Here is a 17,211-nt window from a genome sequence, read left to right on the forward strand (position 1 = left end):
TTCCCGCCGGGCACGTGGGACCCCGCGGCGATGTGGATGAGTGTCGGCGCCGCCGGGTCGTCCGCGGCTCGCGCGCGATTCAGGATAGCGTGCCGCGGCGCCGCTCCCCCGCGCACGCCGCGACGGTCAGGGCCTCGACGTGAGCTCGATCATGGACAGCAGGCGCACGACGAGCGGCACGGCGGCGCTCTCCTCGCGCCAGCCGCTCGTCTTCACGGCCCGCGAGACCGTCTGCTGGGTGATGCCGAGGAGGGCGGCGAGCTCGCGCTGGGTCGCCCCCGGGTGCTCACGCAGCGCGTGCACGGCGCGCCACTGGCCGCGGTTCCGGGTGGCGATCATCCACCCGACGAGGCGGAGGACCGCCTCGGCATCGGCGGCGGTCGCCTCGTGGCGCGGATCGGCGGCGCGCACGGACAGCGGCACCTGGCCGGTCGCGCGGGAGGCCCGCAGGGCGAGGGTCGCGGCGGCGACGGCGGGGCCGCCCACCGCGCGGGTCTCCTCGGGGAGCGGCTGCTCGACGGGGCCGACACCGATCCCGATCTCCCAGTCGCCGGTCTCCGCGGCGATGCGCACGGCGTCGACGGCCGTCTCCGCGCGGTCCGCGAGGGCGATCGCGGCGCTGCCCACGGTCCGCTCCGGGGCACGGCGCAGGGCGAGCGGGGCGAGCGCCTCCTGGAGGGCGGGCAGCGGGTCGGGACCGCGGTGGCCGCGCGGCGGGGAGAGGACGATGACGAGCATGGCCCGGACGCTACCAGCCGGCGACCGCCGAACAGCGCTTATCCGCTGAGTCCCGAGGGACAGCCGGGATCACCGGATCCCGCCGTCGGCGAGCGCAGGCTCATGCGAGCTGGATGAGCTCCTCGTAGGAGGCGTTCCAGAGGTCCTCGACGGCGTCGGGCATGAGCAGCACGCGCTCCGGGGACAGCGCCTGCACGGCGCCCGGGTCGTGGGAGACCAGGACGACGGCCCCCTCGAAGGCGGCGAGGGCCCCGAGGATCTCCTCGCGGCTCGCCGGGTCGAGGTTGTTCGTCGGCTCGTCGAGCAGGAGCACGTTCGCGCTCGAGACGACGAGGGTCGCGAGCGCCAGGCGGGTCTTCTCGCCGCCGGAGAGCACCTTCGCCGGCTTGTGCACGTCATCGCCCGTGAAGAGGAAGGATCCCAGGATCTTCCGGGCCTCGACCTCGGGCAGGTCGAGGGAGGCCGTCATCATGTTCTCGAGGACCGTGCGCTCCCCGTCGAGGGTCTCGTGCTCCTGCGCGTAGTAGCCCACGCGGAGCCCGTGCCCGGGGATGATCCCGCCCGTGTCCGGCTGGTCCACGCCCGCGAGGATCCGCAGCAGGGTCGTCTTGCCGGCACCGTTGAAGCCGAGGATGACCACGCGCGAGCCGCGGTCGATCGCGAGGTCCACGCCGGTGAAGATCTCGAGGCTGCCGTAGGACTTCGAAAGGTCCTCCGCCATGAGCGGCGTCTTCCCACAGGGGGCGGGCTTGGGGAAGCGCAGGGACGCGACGCGGTCCTTCTGCCGCTCCCCCTCGACGCCGTCGAGCATCCGCTCGGCGCGCTTGAGCATGTTCTGCGCGGCGACGGCCTTGGTGGCCTTCGCGCGCATCTTCTCCGCCTGGGCGGTGAGCGCGCCGGCCTTCTTCTCCGCGTTCTGGCGCTCGCGCCTGCGCCGCTTCTCGTCGTCCTCGCGCTGGCGCAGGTAGTTCTTCCACCCCATGTTGTAGACGTCGATCTGCTGACGGTTCGCGTCGAGGTAGAACACCTTGTTGACGACCTGCTCGACGAGCTGCACGTCGTGGGAGATGACGATGAGACCGCCGCGGTACGTCAGCAGGTACTCCCGCAGCCAGATCACGGAGTCCGCATCGAGGTGGTTCGTGGGCTCGTCGAGGATCATCGTGTCCGCCTGGGAGAACAGGATCCGGGCGAGCTCGACGCGGCGGCGCTGGCCGCCGGAGAGCGTGCCGAGCTCCTGCTCGAGGATCCGGCTGGGCAGGCCCAGGTTCGCCGCCATGCGCTTCGCCTCGGCCTCCGCCGCGTACCCGCCGCGCGAGTCGAGCTCCGCCTCGAGGCGCGGGTAGCGGTCCATCGCCTTCATGCGCTTGGCCTCGCTGAGGTCCATGTCGCCCATCTCGTGCTCGGCCCTGCGCAGGCGCGAGAAGATGTCGTCGAGGCCGCGGGCGGAGAGGATCCGCGCGAGCACCAGCTCCGTGTCCTCGCCCGTGTGCGTGTCCTGCGGGAGGTAGCCGAGCTCGCCGGTGATCTCGACGCTGCCCTCGGTGGGCGCAAGGGTCCCCGAGAGCACCTTGGTGAGGGTCGTCTTGCCGGCGCCGTTGCGGCCCACGAGGCCCACCCGGTCCCCGGCGGTCACCTGGAAGCTGACGTCGCTCATGAGGAGGCGGGCGCCCACCCGGATGGCGAGGTCGTGCACGGTGATCACGGAAGGAGCTCCTCAGGAGGGACGGTCAGGGGGCCGGACGGCCCCGTGAAGTCTAGGTCCGCGGGCGGCGGGAGGTCCCCCGCATATCGCCCGCGGTGCCCAGCGCCACACGGCCGCCGGGTCGCCCCGCGCGGGGTGGCGGATCACAGCACGGTCTCGGCGGACGACGGGGTGCGCCGTTCCCGCCCGCGGCGGGCACCCTCGATGCGAAGCTGGTGCCGGTCCGGCGAGGAGGCCGGGCCACGCGACGAGCGAAGGACGAGGAGCATCTTCATGCGCATCGGCATCCCCCGGGAGATCAAGGACAACGAGAACCGGGTGGGCCTCGCGGCCGCCGGTGTCCACGAGCTCGTGGCGCGCGGCCACGAGGTGCTGGTCGAGGCCGGCGCGGGCGTCGGCGCCCGGATCACCGACGAGGACTACGCGGCCGCAGGAGCGACCATCGTGACCGAGGCGGACGAGGTCTGGGCCCGCGCGGAGATGGTCGTCAAGGTCAAGGAGCCGCTGCCCGCGGAGTACCACCGCCTGCGGCGCGGGCTCGTGCTGTTCACCTACCTGCACCTGGCCGCGGACCGCGCCCTCACCGACGCCCTGATCGACTCGGGCGCGACCGCGATCGCCTATGAGACGGTCCAGCTCCCGGACCGCTCGCTGCCGTTGCTCGCCCCGATGAGCGCGATCGCGGGTCGTCTCGCGACCCAGGTCGCCGCCTACCACCTCATGGCGCCGCTCGGCGGCTCCGGCGTGCTCATGGGCGGCGTGCCCGGCACCTCCGAGGCGAAGGTGACCGTGCTGGGCGGCGGGGTCGTCGGCGAGCAGGCGGCGATGATGGCGCTGGGTCTGCACGCGCAGGTCACCGTGATGGACGTGAACGTCCCGCGGCTCTCCCAGATCGCGACGACGCACGACGGCGGGATCCTCACCCGCTACTCGACCACCCTCGATGTCGCCGCGCAGGTCGCGGAGTCCGACGTCGTCATCGGCTCGGTGCTCATCCCCGGCAAGCGTGCCCCGAAGCTCGTGACCGACGAGATGGTCGCCTCGATGAAGCCCGGCTCCGTGCTCGTCGACGTCGCGATCGACCAGGGCGGCTGCTTCGAGAACTCCCGCCCCACCACCCATGCGGACCCGACCTTCACCGTGCACGACGCGATCTACTACTGCGTCGCGAACATGCCCGGCTCGGTGCCCGTCACGGCGACGGCGGCGCTCACCAACGCGACGCTCCCCTACGTGCTGCGCCTCGCCGGCCAGGGCTGGCAGGACGCGCTGCGCGCCGACGCCGCCCTCGCCGCGGGCCTGCACACCCATGAGGGCGTGCTCACCCACGAGGGCACCGGTGAGGCGCACGGCCTCGACGTCACCGACCCCGCGAACGTCCTCGACTGACCCCGTCCGGCCGGCACCCCGGCGCTGCACGAACGGCCGGGCGACGCCTGCTTCCCATCCGCGGAAGCACACGTCGCTCGACCCCCGCACAGCACGGACCCCCTGTCCCGCACGAGGCGGGGCAGGGGGTCCCGGGGCGAGGTCGATCAGAGGTTGAAGCCGATCGCGCGCAGCTGCTCGCGGCCGTCCTCGGTGATCTTCTCCATGCCCCACGGGGGCATCCACACCCAGTTGATGCGGTGGGTCTCGGTGATCGGGTCGAGCGCCGCGAAGGTCTGCTCCTCGAGCAGATCCGTGAGCGGGCACGCGGCCGAGGTCAGCGTCATGTCGATCACGGCGTTGCCGTCCTCGACGGTGACCCCGTAGACGAGGCCCAGGTCGACGACGTTGATGCCGAGCTCGGGATCGATGACGTCCTTGAGCGCCTCGGTCACCTGCTCGACGGTCACGGTCGCCGTCGGGAGCTGGTCGGTCATGGTGTCCTCCTGATGAGGGGCGGCGGGTTCAGTTCGCGGCCGCGAGGAAGCGGTCGTAGCCCTCGTTCTCGAGGCGCTCGGCGAGCTCCGGTCCGCCCTGCTCGGCGATCCGGCCGTTGACGAAGACGTGCACGAAGTCGGGCTTCACGTAGTTGAGGATGCGCGTGTAGTGCGTGATGAGCATGATGCCCACCTCGGTGTTCTCCTTGGCGCGGTTCACGCCCTCGGAGACGATGCGCAGGGCGTCGACGTCGAGGCCGGAGTCGGTCTCGTCGAGGATCGCGATCGAGGGCTTGAGCAGCTGCATCTGCAGGATCTCGTGGCGCTTCTTCTCGCCGCCCGAGAAGCCCTCGTTGACGTTGCGCTCGGCGAAGACGGGGTCCATGCGGAGGTCGTCCATGGCGCCCTTGACGTCCTTCACCCAGGTGCGCAGCGAGGGGGCCTCGCCGTCGACCGCGGTCTTCGCGGTGCGCAGGAAGTTCGAGACGGTCACGCCGGGGACCTCGACGGGGTACTGCATCGCGAGGAACACGCCGGCGCGAGCACGCTCGTCGACGCTCATCTCGAGGACGTCCTCGCCGTCCAGGGTCACCGAGCCCTCGGTGATCTGGTACTTGGGGTGGCCGGCCAGCGCGTAGGCGAGGGTCGACTTGCCCGAGCCGTTGGGGCCCATGATCGCGTGCGTCTCGCCGCCGCGGATGGTGAGGTCGACGCCCTTGAGGATCTCCTTGGTCCCCTCGGGGGTGTCGACGGTGGCGTGGAGGTTCGTGATCTCCAGGACAGACATGGTGGGTTTCTCCTTGACCGGTATCCCTCGCGGGACGGTGGAAGTGTTCAGGGGTGGGAGGCGTCGCCGGCGGGATCGACGTGGATCGTCCCGGCGGCCTCGTCGATCCGCACGGGCAGCACCCGGACGGGGCGGACGGCGGGGAGCTGGAGCGGGCGGCCGGTGTTCAGATCGAACTGGCTCCCGTGCTTCCAGCACTCGATGGTGCAGCCCTCGACGTCGCCGTCGCTCAGCGCGATCTCGTCGTGCGAGCAGCGGTCCTCGAGGGCGTGGACGCCTCCGGCCTCGTCGCGCACGAGGGCGATCTCAAGCCCTCCTGCGACGACGTCGAGCGCGGTGCCCGGCGCGAGGTCCTCGAGCCGGGCGACCTGCACGAAGCGGTCGGAGACGTCCTGCATCAGTTCATGCTCCGGGTGAGCTCCGCCTCGATGGACTCGAAGAGGTGCTCGCGGATCTCCGGCACGTCGATCTTCTGGATGAGCTCCGCGAAGAAGCCGCGCACCACCAGGCGGCGGGCCTCCTTCTCGGGGATGCCGCGAGCGCGCAGGTAGAACAGCTGCTCGTCGTCGAAGCGTCCGGTGGCGGCGGCGTGGCCGGCGCCCTCGATCTCGCCCGTCTCGATCTCCAGGTTGGGGACGGAGTCGGCGCGCGCGCCCTCGGTGAGCACGAGGTTGCGGTTCAGCTCGTAGGTGCTGGTCCCCTCGGCCTCCTTGCGGATGAGGACGTCGCCCACCCACACGGAGCGGGCCTTCTGCCCCTGCAGCGCGCCCTTGTAGGCGACGTCGGAGGTGCAGTTCGGGGCGGCGTGGTCCACGAAGAGACGGTGCTCGAGGAACTGGTTCTCGTCCGCGAAGTAGAGGCCCAGGTTCTCGAGCTCGCCGCCCGGGGCGGCGAACTCGCCGATCACGTTGACGCGCACGGCGCTGCCGCCGAGCGAGACGACGATGTGCTTGAGCTTCGCGTCGCGGCCGAGCCGTGCATGGTGCGTGGCGACGTGGAGCGCGTCGTCGTCCCAGTCCTGCAGGGAGATGACGGTCATCCGCGAGTTGTCGCCCACGACCATCTCGACGTTCTGCGCGTACTGCGCGGAGCCGGTGTGGTTGAGCACGAAGGTCGCGGTGGAGGACTCCTGGGTCTCCAGCACGATGTGCGCGTTGCCCCGGCGGTCCGCACCGCGGCCGGTGATCTCCGTGCGGAACGGAGCGGCGAGATCCTGGCCGCGGGGGGCGACGAGGTGCAGGGCCTGCTCGGTGCGGGCCGAGGCGATCGCGGCGGTGAGGTCCTCGGGCACGAGGGCGGTGCCGCGGGGGGCCTCGCCCGGGGCGAGGTTGGCGATCTCGGGTGCGCCGTCCGGGAGGGTGACGTCGTACTCGAGGGCGGGGTCGCCCTCGCGGTCGTCGGTCGCCACGTCCTGGAAGAGCGGCGTGAAGCGGCGCAGCGGGGTGAAGCGCCACTCCTCGATCTTCGAGGTGGGCACGGGGTGGTCACCGAGCTCGAACGAGCGCAGCCGCGCGGCGCGGCTGGTCGCCGCGTGCTTCGCGGGGGCGTCGCCGGGCAGGGCCAGGCCCTCCCCCTCGAGCGTCGGGGCCGACGCGCCGAGGCCGTCGATGGTCCCCTGCGCGGCGACGGGCGCGGCGCCGGCGGCGCCGCCCACGATCTCCCCGTCGTGACGCTCCTGGGTGATCTCCGCACCCTCCGTGGTGGACGTGGTCATCAACCGACTGCTCCTTCCATCTGCAGCTCGATCAGGCGGTTCAACTCGAGGGCGTACTCCATCGGGAGCTCGCGCGCGATGGGCTCGATGAACCCGCGCACGATCATCGCCATGGCCTCCGTCTCCTCGAGGCCGCGGCTCATGAGGTAGAACAGCTGCTCCTCGGAGACCTTGGAGACCGTGGCCTCATGACCCATCTGGACGTCGTCGACGCGCACGTCGACGTAGGGGTAGGTGTCCGTGCGGGAGACCGTGTCCACGAGCAGCGCGTCGCACAGCACGGTCGAGGCGGAGTGCTCCGCCCCGGGCATGACCTGCACGAGGCCGCGGTAGGAGGTCCGCCCACCGGCCCGGGAGACCGACTTCGAGACGATCGAGCTCGAGGTGTGCGGCGCCATGTGCACCATCTTCGAGCCGGTGTCCTGGTGCTGGTTCTCGCCCGCGAAGGCGATCGACAGCGTCTCGCCGCGGGCGTGCTCGCCCATCAGCCACACGGCCGGGTACTTCATGGTGACCTTGGAGCCGATGTTGCCGTCGACCCACTCCATGGTGCCGCCCTGCTCCACCGTGGTGCGCTTGGTGACCAGGTTGTACACGTTGTTCGACCAGTTCTGGATCGTCGTGTAGCGGACGCGGGCGTCCTTCTTCACGACGATCTCGACGACGGCGCTGTGCAGCGAGTCCGACTTGTAGATCGGCGCCGTGCAGCCCTCGACGTAGTGCACGTAGGAGCCCTCGTCGGCGATGATCAGGGTCCGCTCGAACTGGCCCATGTTCTCAGTGTTGATGCGGAAGTAGGCCTGGAGCGGGATCTCGACGTGGACGCCCGGGGGGACGTACACGAAGGAGCCGCCGGACCACACCGCGGTGTTCAGCGCGGAGAACTTGTTGTCACCCGAGGGGATGACGGTGCCGAAGTACTCCTCGAAGAGCTCGGGGTAGTCGCGCAGACCCGTGTCGGTGTCCACGAAGATGACGCCCTGCTCCTCGAGGTCCTCACGGATCTGGTGGTAGACGACCTCGGACTCGTACTGGGCGGCGACGCCGGCCACGAGGCGCTGCTTCTCCGCCTCGGGGATGCCGAGGCGGTCGTAGGTCTCGCGGATGTCCGCCGGGAGCTCCTCCCAGCTGGAGGCCTGGCCCTCGGTGGAGCGGACGAAGTACTTGATGGTGTCGAAGTCGATCCCGGAGAGATCGGGGCCCCAGGTGGGCATCGGCTTCTTGTCGAAGATGCCGAGGGCCTTGAGGCGACGCTCGAGCATCCACTCGGGCTCGTCCTTGCGGCGGGAGATGTCGCGGACGACGTCCTCGTCCAGACCACGGCGGGCGCTCGCGCCGGCCGTGTCCTCGTCGTGCCAGCCAAAGGCGTAGTTGCCGATGGAGTCGATGATCTCGTCCTGGCTGAGCTGCTCTGGTGCGCTCGTCATGGTGTCCTTCCCTCGGTGAGCGGAATGTGGGTCGTGCACACGTGGGCGCCCTGGGCGAGGGTCGCCAGGCGCTGGACGGGTGCTCCGATGATGCGCGCGATGATGCGGGTCTCGGCCTCGCACAGCTCCGGATGGTCCGCGGCCACGTCGAGGACGGGGCAGTGACCATGGCAGAGCTGCGCCGTGACGAGCGTACGCGTCCCCGTGCCGGATCGCGCACCGGCGGCGGGGAGGGGGACGTTCAGGGGGCGCACGGTCGTGGCGTAGCCGCGCTCGGTGAGGAGCTCGGCCAGGAGCTCGAGCTTACGGGCGAGGGAGACGTGCTCCCCCGCCGCCTCGCGCTCGGCGGTGCGACGGGCGACCTCGCGCTCCCAGTCCTCGACGCGGCGGTCCGCGAGGCGGGCCACCGCCTCGTCGCCGCCCAGGGCGGAGATCTCCTGGAGGGCGAGGACGGCGAGCTCGTCGTACCCGCCCGGGAGCGCCTCGTGCGCGGACTGCGAGAGCACGAAGGCCTTGCTGGGCCGGCCGCGGCCGCGGTGGGCCACGATGATCTCGTGCTCGGCGATGACGCCGTCGGCCTCGAGGGCCGCGAGGTGCCGCCGGACGGCGGCGCTCGTGAGCCCGAACCGCTCGGCGAGCTGCCGGGCGGTGATGGGTCCGTGGGCGGAGATCGTCTCGATGAGCCGCTCGCGGGTGTCGCGGTGCTCGGCGCCCCGAGCGGGTTCGCAGGGGATGTCGCCAGGCGCTCCTGCGGCGGGCGGGGCTCCGGTGCCCGTGCTGTCGACGGTGCCGGCGCTCGTGCTCATGCGCCCCTCCTTCCGGTGCGTTCGGGTCCCGTGATGACGGGCCTCGCGATGACGGGGACGCGCGGTCGGCGCCGCAGGTCCCGGGACCATCATCGGTCCAAGATTTTACAATGTCCAGCTTGCATATTGTCGACCCCGGACCACCCCATGAGAAGCGTCACCTGCGGGACGATCGGGGGGGTCGACACCCTCGACTGATCGTACGGTTTTCAACTACTCTGGCAGGGTCCGAGCGATGACCCTGCACCGAGGAGACCTCATGAGCACGTCCGACGAGAACGACCAGACGGGCAGCTACGTCCACGCCGGGAAGCCCTTCGACCGCGACATGACCTACATCCCCGACCGCATCACCGTCGATGCGCGTGACGGCTGGCCCGTCGAGGCCGGCCGCTACCGCCTCGCCGTCTCCCGGGCCTGCCCCTGGGCGAACCGCACGATCATCTCGCGCCGCCTGCTGGGCCTCGAGGACGCGATCTCCCTCGCGATCGCCGGCCCCACCCATGACAAGCGCTCGTGGACCTTCGACCTCGACGAGGGCGGGGTGGACCCGGTGCTCGGCTACGAGCGGCTCCAGCAGGCCTACTTCGCCCGCTATCCCGACTACCCGCGCGGCATCACCGTGCCCGCCATGGTCGACGTCCCCACCCGCGCCGTCGTCACCAACGACTTCCAGCAGATCACCCTCGACCTGGCGACCCAGTGGACCGCGCTCCAGCGCGAGGGCGCCCCGGACCTCTACCCCGAGGAGCGTCGCGGCGAGATCGACGAGCTGAACCGATGGATGCTGCACCGCGTCAACAACGGCGTCTACAAGGTGGGCTTCGCCGGCACGCAGGCGGACTACGAGCGCGAGTACCGAGAGCTCTGGGCGGCGCTCGACGAGCTCGAGGACCGCCTCTCCCGCAGCCGCTACCTCATGGGGCCCGCGATCACCGAGGCGGACGTGCGCCTGTTCCCGACCCTCGTGCGCTTCGACCTCGTCTACTACTCCCACTTCAAGGCCAATCGGCAGCCGCTGTTCACGATGCCGAACCTCTGGAACTACACGAAGGACCTGTTCCAGACCCCGGGCTTCGGCGACACGATCGACATCGAGCACATCAAGGAGCACTACTACGCGGTCCAGACGGACATCAACCCCACCCGCGTGGTGCCGCTCGGACCGGACCCGGCACCGCTGATCGAGCCCCACGACCGCGACCGCTTCCCGACCGACACCTGGGGCCCGGGCGGCACCGTCCCGCAGCCGCCGCTCGCCGCGGAGGTCGTCGATCCCGCGCACACGCCGCTGGTCGTCCGAGGGCGCTGAGCGACCCCCGGGACGTCGAGGCGGCTCCCGGGGACGGGGGCCTAGCATGGGCGCCGCCATGGAAGACCACTCCCCCGCCCTCGTCGCCGATTCCCTCGCCGTCTCCTTCGGCGAGGTCCGCGCCCTCGACGGCCTCTCGCTCGCCGCACGGCACGGTGCCGTCACCGCCCTGCTGGGCCCCAACGGCGCCGGCAAGACCACCGCGATCTCCTGCGCGACCGGACTGCTCCGCCCCGGCGGCGGGAGCGTCCGCGTGCTCGGCGCGGACCCCTGGCGCGCCTCCCCGGAGCACCGCGCCAGGGTCGGGGTGATGATCCAGGACGGCGGGCTCACCTCGGGGGCGACCGCCCTGCAGCTGCTGCGCTACGGCGCCGCGCTGCACGCCCACCCGCTCGACGTCGACGAGATCGCCGAGTACCTCGGCATCACCGGGCCCGACGGCTTCGCCCGCACCCTCGTGCGGCGGCTATCGGGCGGCCAGCGCCAGCGCCTCGCCCTCGCGCTCGCGATCATCGGCCGCCCCGAGCTGGTCTTCCTCGACGAGCCCACCGCCGGCATGGACCCGGCGATCCGGCGGCGCGTGCGCACCCTCGTGCGCGGCCTCGCTCGCAAGGGCACGGCGGTCGTGCTCACCACGCACCTCATGGAGGACGTGGTGGGCCTGGCCGACGAGGTCCACGTCATCGCACGGGGGCGCACCGTCGCCTCCGGCACCGTCGACGAGGTCATCGCCTCGCACCGGGACCGCGCGGGTGCGCAGTCGCTCAGTGCCCGCATCGACTCGGTCGACCCGAACCGTCGGGACGCCCTCGAGGAGGACCTCCGCATCGCCGCCGAGCGCCACGGCGCCCGGCTGCGGATCACGGCGGGCGGGGCGGCCGATCTCGAGGCCGTGCTGCTGGACCTCATGGCGCAGGCCGAGCCCGAGCAGGAGACCACCCGATGAGCACGCCCGACCGCACTCCCGACCCCGGTTCCCCGGCCCCCGCCGACGGGGCCACCCCCGCTCCGCGCGGCCGGCGCATCCTCGCCCACGCCGCGCTCGAGGCCCGCACCCTGCTCACCAACGGCGAGCAGCTCATGGTCGCGCTGGCCCTGCCCGCGATGGTGCTGATCGGCCTGCGGCTGCTGCCCGTGGGCCGCATCGACGGCGCCGCCCCGATCGACACCGCGATCGCCGCGACCCTCGCAACCGCCCTCGTCTCGACCGCCTTCACCTCGCAGGCCATCCAGACCGGCTTCGACCGCCGCAACGGGGTGCTGCGCTGGGTCGCGACGACGCCGCTGGGGCGGGACGGCTATCTCGCCGGGAAGATCCTCGCGACGCTCCTCGTGCACGTGCTCCAGGTGCTCGTGCTCGGCACGGTCGCGCTCGTCATGGGTTGGCGCCCGGGGATCGGCGGCCTGCTCGCCGCGGTGCCCGTGTGGGCCCTCGGCACGATCGCCTTCGGCGCGCTGGGTCTGCTGCTCGCGGGGCGTCTGCGCACCGAGGGCGTGCTCGCCGCCTCGAACCTCGTGTTCGTGCTGTTCGTGGTCGCCGGGATCGCCGTCCCCGTCGCACGGTACCCGCGGTTCCTCGGAGGGATCGTCGATCTGCTGCCCTCCGGCGCTCTCGGCGAGCTGCTGCGCGCCTGCCTCGCCCACGGCCCGTTCTCGATCGGCTCGGTCGTCGTGCTTCTCGCCTGGGCCGTGGGCGGGACCGCGGCCGTCGTCCGCTGGTTCCGCTGGACCGACGCCTGAGCGCCGTTGCGCACCCGGACGCTCCAGGCACCCCCGGGCGGCCGGCCGGCATGGGATTGGTCCCATCCCGGCGGCGTCAGCGCCCTCGGACTCCCGTCGTTCGCGGACCGGTCACTAGGATCGGCCGCATGCCCACCGCCGCTGCCCCCGTCGCGGGCGCCGGGACGCGACCCGAGCGCCACGGCCGCCTGACCACCCTGCCCGATCCCCGGTTCGCGGGGCTCGGCGCCGCCGCCCGCTCCCGGATCGTCTCGATCGTCCTGTGGGCGAACCTCGTGTGCCAGATGGGCATCATCCTCACCGGCGGGCTCGTGCGCCTCACCGGCAGCGGACTGGGCTGCTCCACCTGGCCCAGCTGCGAGCCCGGCCAGTTCACCCCGCGGTACACCCCCGAGTCCGGGATCCACCCGTTCATCGAGTTCGGCAACCGCACCATGACCGGCCTGCTCGGCATCGTCGCCGTGCTCGTCCTGGTCGTCAGCTGGCGCTGGATGCGGCACCGCGGCCGGGCGTTCCGCCTGCTCGCGGCCGTGCCCCTGATCGGCACCATCGCCCAGGCGCTCATCGGCGCCCTCGTCGTGTTCCTGCACCTGCACCCGGGCCTCGTGAGCCCCCACTTCCTCATCTCCCCGCTCCTCGTCGTCGCCTCCACGGTGCTCCTCGTGCGCGCCATGGACGACGAGGGGCCGCGCCGTCTCGCCGTGCCGCGCGCCGCCGTGTGGGTCTACGCTCCGCTCGCGGCGGTGGGGTTCGCCGTGCTCGTGCTGGGCACGATCGTCACGGGCACCGGCCCCCACTCCGGGGACAGCGGCGATATCACGCGCCTGCTCATCAACCCCGTCGAGATCGCCCGCGCGCACGCGGCCGCCGTCTGGGTCTTCTGCGCCCTGCTCGTCGTCCTGCTCGTGATCCTGCTGAAGGGGCGCGCGGACCGTGCCCCGCGCCGCGCGGCGATCGCCCTCCTGCTGCTCACCGTCCTGCAGGGCGTCATCGGCTACGTCCAGTACTTCACGGGCCTTCCCGCGGCGGTCGTCTTCCTCCATCTCATCGGGGCCGCGCTCTTCGGCGGCGGCATCGCCTGGGTGGGTGCGGAGCTCGTGACCCGGGGGCCCCTCCCCGCCACGGATCCCGCGGCGCCGGGCGAGCACCCCGAGCCCGTCGCCCCGGAGGGCACGCGGTGATGATCGGGCGTCACCGCCGCTCCTCGACCCAGGAGCTGCCCACGCTCGCGCAGGCGCGGCCCGCGGGCGAGTTCGTCGCCTCCGTGCTCTCGCATCTGCGCACCGTGGTGGAGCCGGGCTGGAACTTGCTCGACGTCGATGCGGAGGCGCACCGCCTGATCCGTGAGGCGGGCGCGAACAGCTGCTACATCGACTACCACCCGGCCTTCGGCGCCTCGCCGTTCGGTCACGTCATCTGCACCTCGGTCAACGAGGGCGTGCTGCACGGCCGCCCCCACGACCGGGTGCTGGCCGACGGCGACCTGCTCTCCCTCGACTTCGCGGTCGAGCTCGAGGGCTGGGTCGCGGACTCCTGCGTCACGGTCCCCGTGGGAACCCCGCGGCCCGAGGACCTGCAGCTGATCCGCGACACCGAGAGCGTCATGTGGGCCGGCATCGACCGGGTCCGCGCCGGCGGCACGGTGGGCGACATCGGCCATGCGGTGATGACGGCCGCGCACGATCTCGGCTACACGATCAACGACCGCTTCGGCGGGCACGGCGTGGGCCGCACGATGCACGAGGCGCCGTTCGTGCCGAACCACGGGACCCCCGGGGAGGGCGTGCGCCTCGTGGCCGGCCAGCTCATCACGGTCGAGCCCTTCCTCGTCCCGACGACCGACCGGCTCGTGGTCGACGAGCGCGACGGCTGGACCCAGCTCTCCGCCGACGGCTCCCGCGGCGCGCACGCCGAGCACACGCTGCAGGTGACCGACGGCGCCCCGGTCGTGCTCACCGCCCGCGCGGACGATCCTGCCCCGCGCTCCTCGCTGGGCTGACCCCCTCGCTGCGCAGGTCAGTCGGGCAGACGGTACAGGGCGGGGTCCCACTCGGCCAGTGAGCGCAGGTAGCCGCCTTGGACGGGATCCGTCCAGCCGTCCTCCCCGGCGTCCTCGAGCACCCAGGTGCCCTCCTCCCACCACTGGTGGTCCAGCGCCGCAGGCCACAGCTCCCGCTCGCGGTCGGTGAGCGTGACGTGCCGCGCGTAGGCGCCGGCCAGCACGTCCCACTCGGCGGGCTCGAGCATGCGCGGCGGCGCGCCGGGCGTCTCGCAGGGGAAGAGCACGAGCGCGAGGGCGAGGTCGAGCAGCCGCGGCTCGACGCCGCCGTTGTCCGGGTCCACGAGCACCGCGCCCTCCGGCCGGAACACGAGGTTCGCGGCCTTCCAGTCGGAGCTGACGCCCGTGCGCGGGAGGTCCGGGTCCGCGGCGCGCAGGGCGGGCCAGGAGCGCTCGAACCAGCGGGCGCCGAGCGCGGTGATCGAGGCGTCCGCCGCGGCGGCGCGCTCCGCGGGCAGGGCGCGGTGCAGGATCTCCCGCAGGGTCACGAGGTCCGCCTCGACCTCGGCGCGCACGGTGCTGGGGTGGGCGTAGCGGCGCAGGCCCTCGAGCGGCACCTCCGCGGCATGGAGGCGTCCGAGCAGGTCGCCGGCGGCGCGGAGCTGCTCCGTCGTGCCGCTGTACCGCTCCCCCTCGATGTACGGGTAGAGCACCCACGTGGCGTCGTCGACCTCCTGCGCATCGACGAGGGGGACGACCACGTCGACCCCGGCGGCGTCGAGCGCCCGCAGCCAGCGGGCCATGGCGGGGGCGGCGCGCGCGGTGCGCTTGAGCACGGCGTCCTCCCCCGCCCGTGTGCGGCAGCGGTGCACCGCGGCGAAGGGGGTCAGGCTCGCGGTCTCGAGCTCGCTGAGGGCGAAGGCCTCGCGGAGACGTGCGAGATCCGCAGGGAGAGTGCTCATGGGCCCCACCCTGTCAGACCGTCACCGACGGGAGCGAGCAGGTTTCCCCGGGCACGGGGCTCCGACGTCCGCGGTCCGCAAACCTGCGGTGCTCAGCCGAGCACGCGACGCAGGCTCGCGGCGATCCCCGCGGCGTCCAGTCCCTGCGCGGTGAGGATCGCGTCGCGCTTGGCGTGGGGCACGAACTCCTGGGCGAGGCCGAGGGTGCGCAGCACCGGCGCCGGCCGGGCCAGGGTGCCCCGAGCGGCGAGGCGCACGGCGAGGGCCGCACCGATGCCGCGCTCGGCGATGCCGTCCTCGAGCGTGACGACGGCGCGGGCGGTGCTCGCGAGGTCGAGCAGCGGTTCACCGAGCGGCAGCGCCTGCACCGGGTCCAGCACGAGGACGTTCGCGCCCTCCTGCTCCGCGGCGACGAGGCGGGCGGCCTCGACGGCTCGGCCCGCGAGGGCGCCGATGCTCACGAGGAGCACGTCGATCGGGGCATCCGGGTCCCCCGCGAGCACGTCGCCCGCGGGGATCGTCGCCGTGGCCGGGAGATCGGGAGGGCAGGCGCCCTTGGGGAAGCGCACGATCGAGGGACCGGAGGTCGCGAGCCCGGAGCGCACGGCCCCCGCGAGCCGCTCGCCGTCCCGCGGCGCCCACAGCGACAGCCCGGGCACCTGCGCGGCGAGGCCCAGGTCCCACACCCCGTGGTGGCTGGGGCCGTCGTCGCCGGTGACGCCCGCGCGGTCGAGGGTGATGAGGACGTCCTCGCCGTGCAGGGCGAGGTCGAGGAGCAGCTGGTCGTGGGCGCGACCGAGGAAGGTCGCGTAGAGGGGGACGACGGGCCGACGGCCGCCCGCCGCGAGGCCGGCGGCGGTGTCCAGCGCCAGCTGCTCGGCGATGCCGACGTCGATCACGCGGTCCGGCATCTCCTCCTGCATCGGGGTGAGCCCCACGGGGTCGACCATCGCCGCGCTGATCGCGAGGACCTTCTCGTCCTCCCGGGCCGCGTCGAGCACGGCCTCGCCGAGGCGCCGGGTCCAGGTGTCCGCGGCGGCGGGGGCGTCGGTCTCGTCGTCGAGGGCGAAGGGGCCGGTGGCGTGCCACTGGTCCACGGCGTCGGACTCGGCGCGGGCGAAGCCGGCGCCCTTGCGGGTGAGCACGTGCACGACGACACCGGGACGGGAGGGGTCCTCCGCGGCGCGCCGCGCCTGGCGCAGGGCGACGGCGAGGGCCTCGTGGTCGTGCCCGTCGACCGGCCCCACGTACGTGAGCCCCAGCGCGGTGAAGAGGTCCGCCCCCGCAGGGACGTCCCCGTCGCGCAGCGCCGCGAGGTGCCGGGCGAGACCGCCGACGGTCGGGGCGTAGGAGCGGGTGTTGTCATTGAGCACGACGACGGTGCGGGAGCCGCGGTCCGCCGCGAGCTCGTTGAGCGCCTCGAGGCCCACCCCGCCGGTGAGGGCGCCGTCGCCGATCACCGCGACGCTCGCGCCGTCCTGCCCGGCGAGTCGGTGGGCGCGGTCCAGGCCGTGGGCCCAGGCGATCGAGCCGGAGGCGTGGGAGTTCTCCACGAGGTCGTGGGCGGACTCTCCGCGGTCGGGGTAGCCGGAGGTGCCGCCCGCGCTGCGCAGGCCGGGGAGGTCCGCGCGTCCGGTGAGCATCTTGTGGACGTAGGCCTGGTGCCCGGTGTCGAAGACGATCGGCTCCTGCGGGGAGACGAACTCGCGGTGCAGGGCGATCGTCAGCTCGACGACGCCGAGGTTCGGGCCGAGGTGCCCGCCCGTGCGGGAGCAGATCTCGAGCAGTCGCCGGCGCAGGGTGCGCGCGAGCCCGGGGAGCTGTTCGGGGTCCAGGTCGCGCAGCGCGGCGGGGTCCGCGGGGATCGCGACCTCCGCGGGGGCGACCTCGGCGTGGGCCGACGGCGCCGTCGGCAGGTCGCTCGGCGCGGCGGTGCGCATCAGCGAGGTGAAGGAGCGCTGCTGGGTGGTGGGCACGCGCGTTCCTCCCAAGGAGGTCGGGGACGGGACCAGGCCAGCGTACGACTCCCTGACCAGGATCGACGGGAGGCATGGTCACATCTGTGCACATCTTCACCGGGGATTCACGGCGTGCGGGAGCCATCTGCAACAGGGTGCAGATCCTGTGCTCAGGGGTGCTCGTATCCCCCGCGCCGG

General features: G+C 72.7%; 16 protein-coding genes. 6 read left to right on the plus strand and 10 right to left on the minus strand.

The features are described from left to right. Positions 1-126 precede the first annotated feature (126 nt). Positions 127-738 (minus strand): MarR family transcriptional regulator, encoded by a 612-nt coding sequence (locus ACYVAP_RS08830; protein WP_498860359.1) that lies wholly within the window; start codon positions 736-738, stop codon positions 127-129. 100 nt (positions 739-838) lie between these two features. Further along, on the minus strand, positions 839-2,443 hold the full coding sequence (locus ACYVAP_RS08835; RefSeq protein ID WP_498860360.1) for an ABC-F family ATP-binding cassette domain-containing protein: 1,605 nt from the start codon (positions 2,441-2,443) through the stop codon (positions 839-841). A 273-nt stretch (positions 2,444-2,716) separates the two neighbouring features. On the opposite strand from ACYVAP_RS08835, the gene ald reads away from it, so the two are divergent. Continuing rightward, entirely contained in the window at positions 2,717-3,832 is a 1,116-nt protein-coding gene (gene ald, locus ACYVAP_RS08840; protein WP_498860361.1) for an alanine dehydrogenase, read from the plus strand. A 146-nt stretch (positions 3,833-3,978) separates the two neighbouring features. On the opposite strand, the gene ACYVAP_RS08845 is transcribed toward ald, so the two are convergent. From ACYVAP_RS08845 to ACYVAP_RS08870, 6 genes are read right to left on the minus strand one after another with little or no spacing between them, the layout of a single operon-like run. Next, the gene (locus tag ACYVAP_RS08845; RefSeq protein ID WP_137770900.1) at positions 3,979-4,308 is read right to left on the minus strand and encodes a metal-sulfur cluster assembly factor; all 330 of its coding nucleotides are present in this window, start codon (positions 4,306-4,308) and stop codon (positions 3,979-3,981) included. Positions 4,309-4,336: 28 nt separating this feature from the next. Beyond that, a complete protein-coding gene (sufC, locus tag ACYVAP_RS08850; RefSeq protein ID WP_137770901.1) occupies positions 4,337-5,095 on the minus strand; it encodes a Fe-S cluster assembly ATPase SufC in 759 nt (252 codons plus the stop codon). A gap of 47 nt (positions 5,096-5,142) precedes the next feature. Beyond that, the gene (locus ACYVAP_RS08855; RefSeq protein ID WP_264449139.1) at positions 5,143-5,493 is read right to left on the minus strand and encodes a non-heme iron oxygenase ferredoxin subunit; all 351 of its coding nucleotides are present in this window, start codon (positions 5,491-5,493) and stop codon (positions 5,143-5,145) included. Beyond that, positions 5,493-6,809, minus strand: coding sequence for a Fe-S cluster assembly protein SufD (gene sufD, locus ACYVAP_RS08860; RefSeq protein WP_264449140.1), 1,317 nt, complete (start codon positions 6,807-6,809; stop codon positions 5,493-5,495). Before sufD ends, ACYVAP_RS08855 begins: the two co-directional genes overlap by 1 nt. After that, positions 6,809-8,236 (minus strand): Fe-S cluster assembly protein SufB, encoded by a 1,428-nt coding sequence (gene sufB / locus ACYVAP_RS08865; RefSeq protein ID WP_264449141.1) that lies wholly within the window; start codon positions 8,234-8,236, stop codon positions 6,809-6,811. Before sufB ends, sufD begins: the two co-directional genes overlap by 1 nt. Further along, positions 8,233-9,042, minus strand: a complete 810-nt coding sequence (locus ACYVAP_RS08870) for a helix-turn-helix transcriptional regulator (protein WP_264449142.1) — start codon at positions 9,040-9,042, stop codon at positions 8,233-8,235. Before ACYVAP_RS08870 ends, sufB begins: the two co-directional genes overlap by 4 nt. A gap of 259 nt (positions 9,043-9,301) precedes the next feature. On the opposite strand from ACYVAP_RS08870, the gene ACYVAP_RS08875 reads away from it, so the two are divergent. From ACYVAP_RS08875 to map, 5 genes are all read left to right on the plus strand, one after another. Beyond that, the gene (locus ACYVAP_RS08875; RefSeq protein ID WP_498860362.1) at positions 9,302-10,354 is read left to right on the plus strand and encodes a glutathione S-transferase family protein; all 1,053 of its coding nucleotides are present in this window, start codon (positions 9,302-9,304) and stop codon (positions 10,352-10,354) included. A gap of 58 nt (positions 10,355-10,412) precedes the next feature. Next, the gene (locus tag ACYVAP_RS08880) at positions 10,413-11,300 is read left to right on the plus strand and encodes an ABC transporter ATP-binding protein (protein ID WP_498860363.1); all 888 of its coding nucleotides are present in this window, start codon (positions 10,413-10,415) and stop codon (positions 11,298-11,300) included. Beyond that, positions 11,297-12,094, plus strand: coding sequence for an ABC-2 transporter permease (locus ACYVAP_RS08885; protein ID WP_498860364.1), 798 nt, complete (start codon positions 11,297-11,299; stop codon positions 12,092-12,094). Before ACYVAP_RS08880 ends, ACYVAP_RS08885 begins: the two co-directional genes overlap by 4 nt. A 128-nt stretch (positions 12,095-12,222) precedes the next feature. Beyond that, on the plus strand, positions 12,223-13,275 hold the full coding sequence (locus tag ACYVAP_RS08890) for a COX15/CtaA family protein (RefSeq protein ID WP_498860365.1): 1,053 nt from the start codon (positions 12,223-12,225) through the stop codon (positions 13,273-13,275). Beyond that, complete coding sequence (map, locus tag ACYVAP_RS08895; RefSeq protein ID WP_498860366.1) at positions 13,272-14,093, plus strand: type I methionyl aminopeptidase; 822 nt, start codon at positions 13,272-13,274, stop codon at positions 14,091-14,093. Before ACYVAP_RS08890 ends, map begins: the two co-directional genes overlap by 4 nt. A 17-nt stretch (positions 14,094-14,110) precedes the next feature. Here the strand turns inward: map and ACYVAP_RS08900 are convergent, their stop codons facing one another. Both ACYVAP_RS08900 and ACYVAP_RS08905 read right to left on the minus strand, forming a co-directional pair. After that, positions 14,111-15,055, minus strand: a complete 945-nt coding sequence (locus tag ACYVAP_RS08900) for a phosphotransferase (RefSeq protein WP_103384843.1) — start codon at positions 15,053-15,055, stop codon at positions 14,111-14,113. A 92-nt stretch (positions 15,056-15,147) separates the two neighbouring features. Beyond that, positions 15,148-17,031, minus strand: coding sequence for a 1-deoxy-D-xylulose-5-phosphate synthase (locus ACYVAP_RS08905; RefSeq protein WP_498860367.1), 1,884 nt, complete (start codon positions 17,029-17,031; stop codon positions 15,148-15,150). Positions 17,032-17,211: the final 180 nt, after the last annotated feature.

Source organism: Brachybacterium horti (assembly GCF_054777615.1).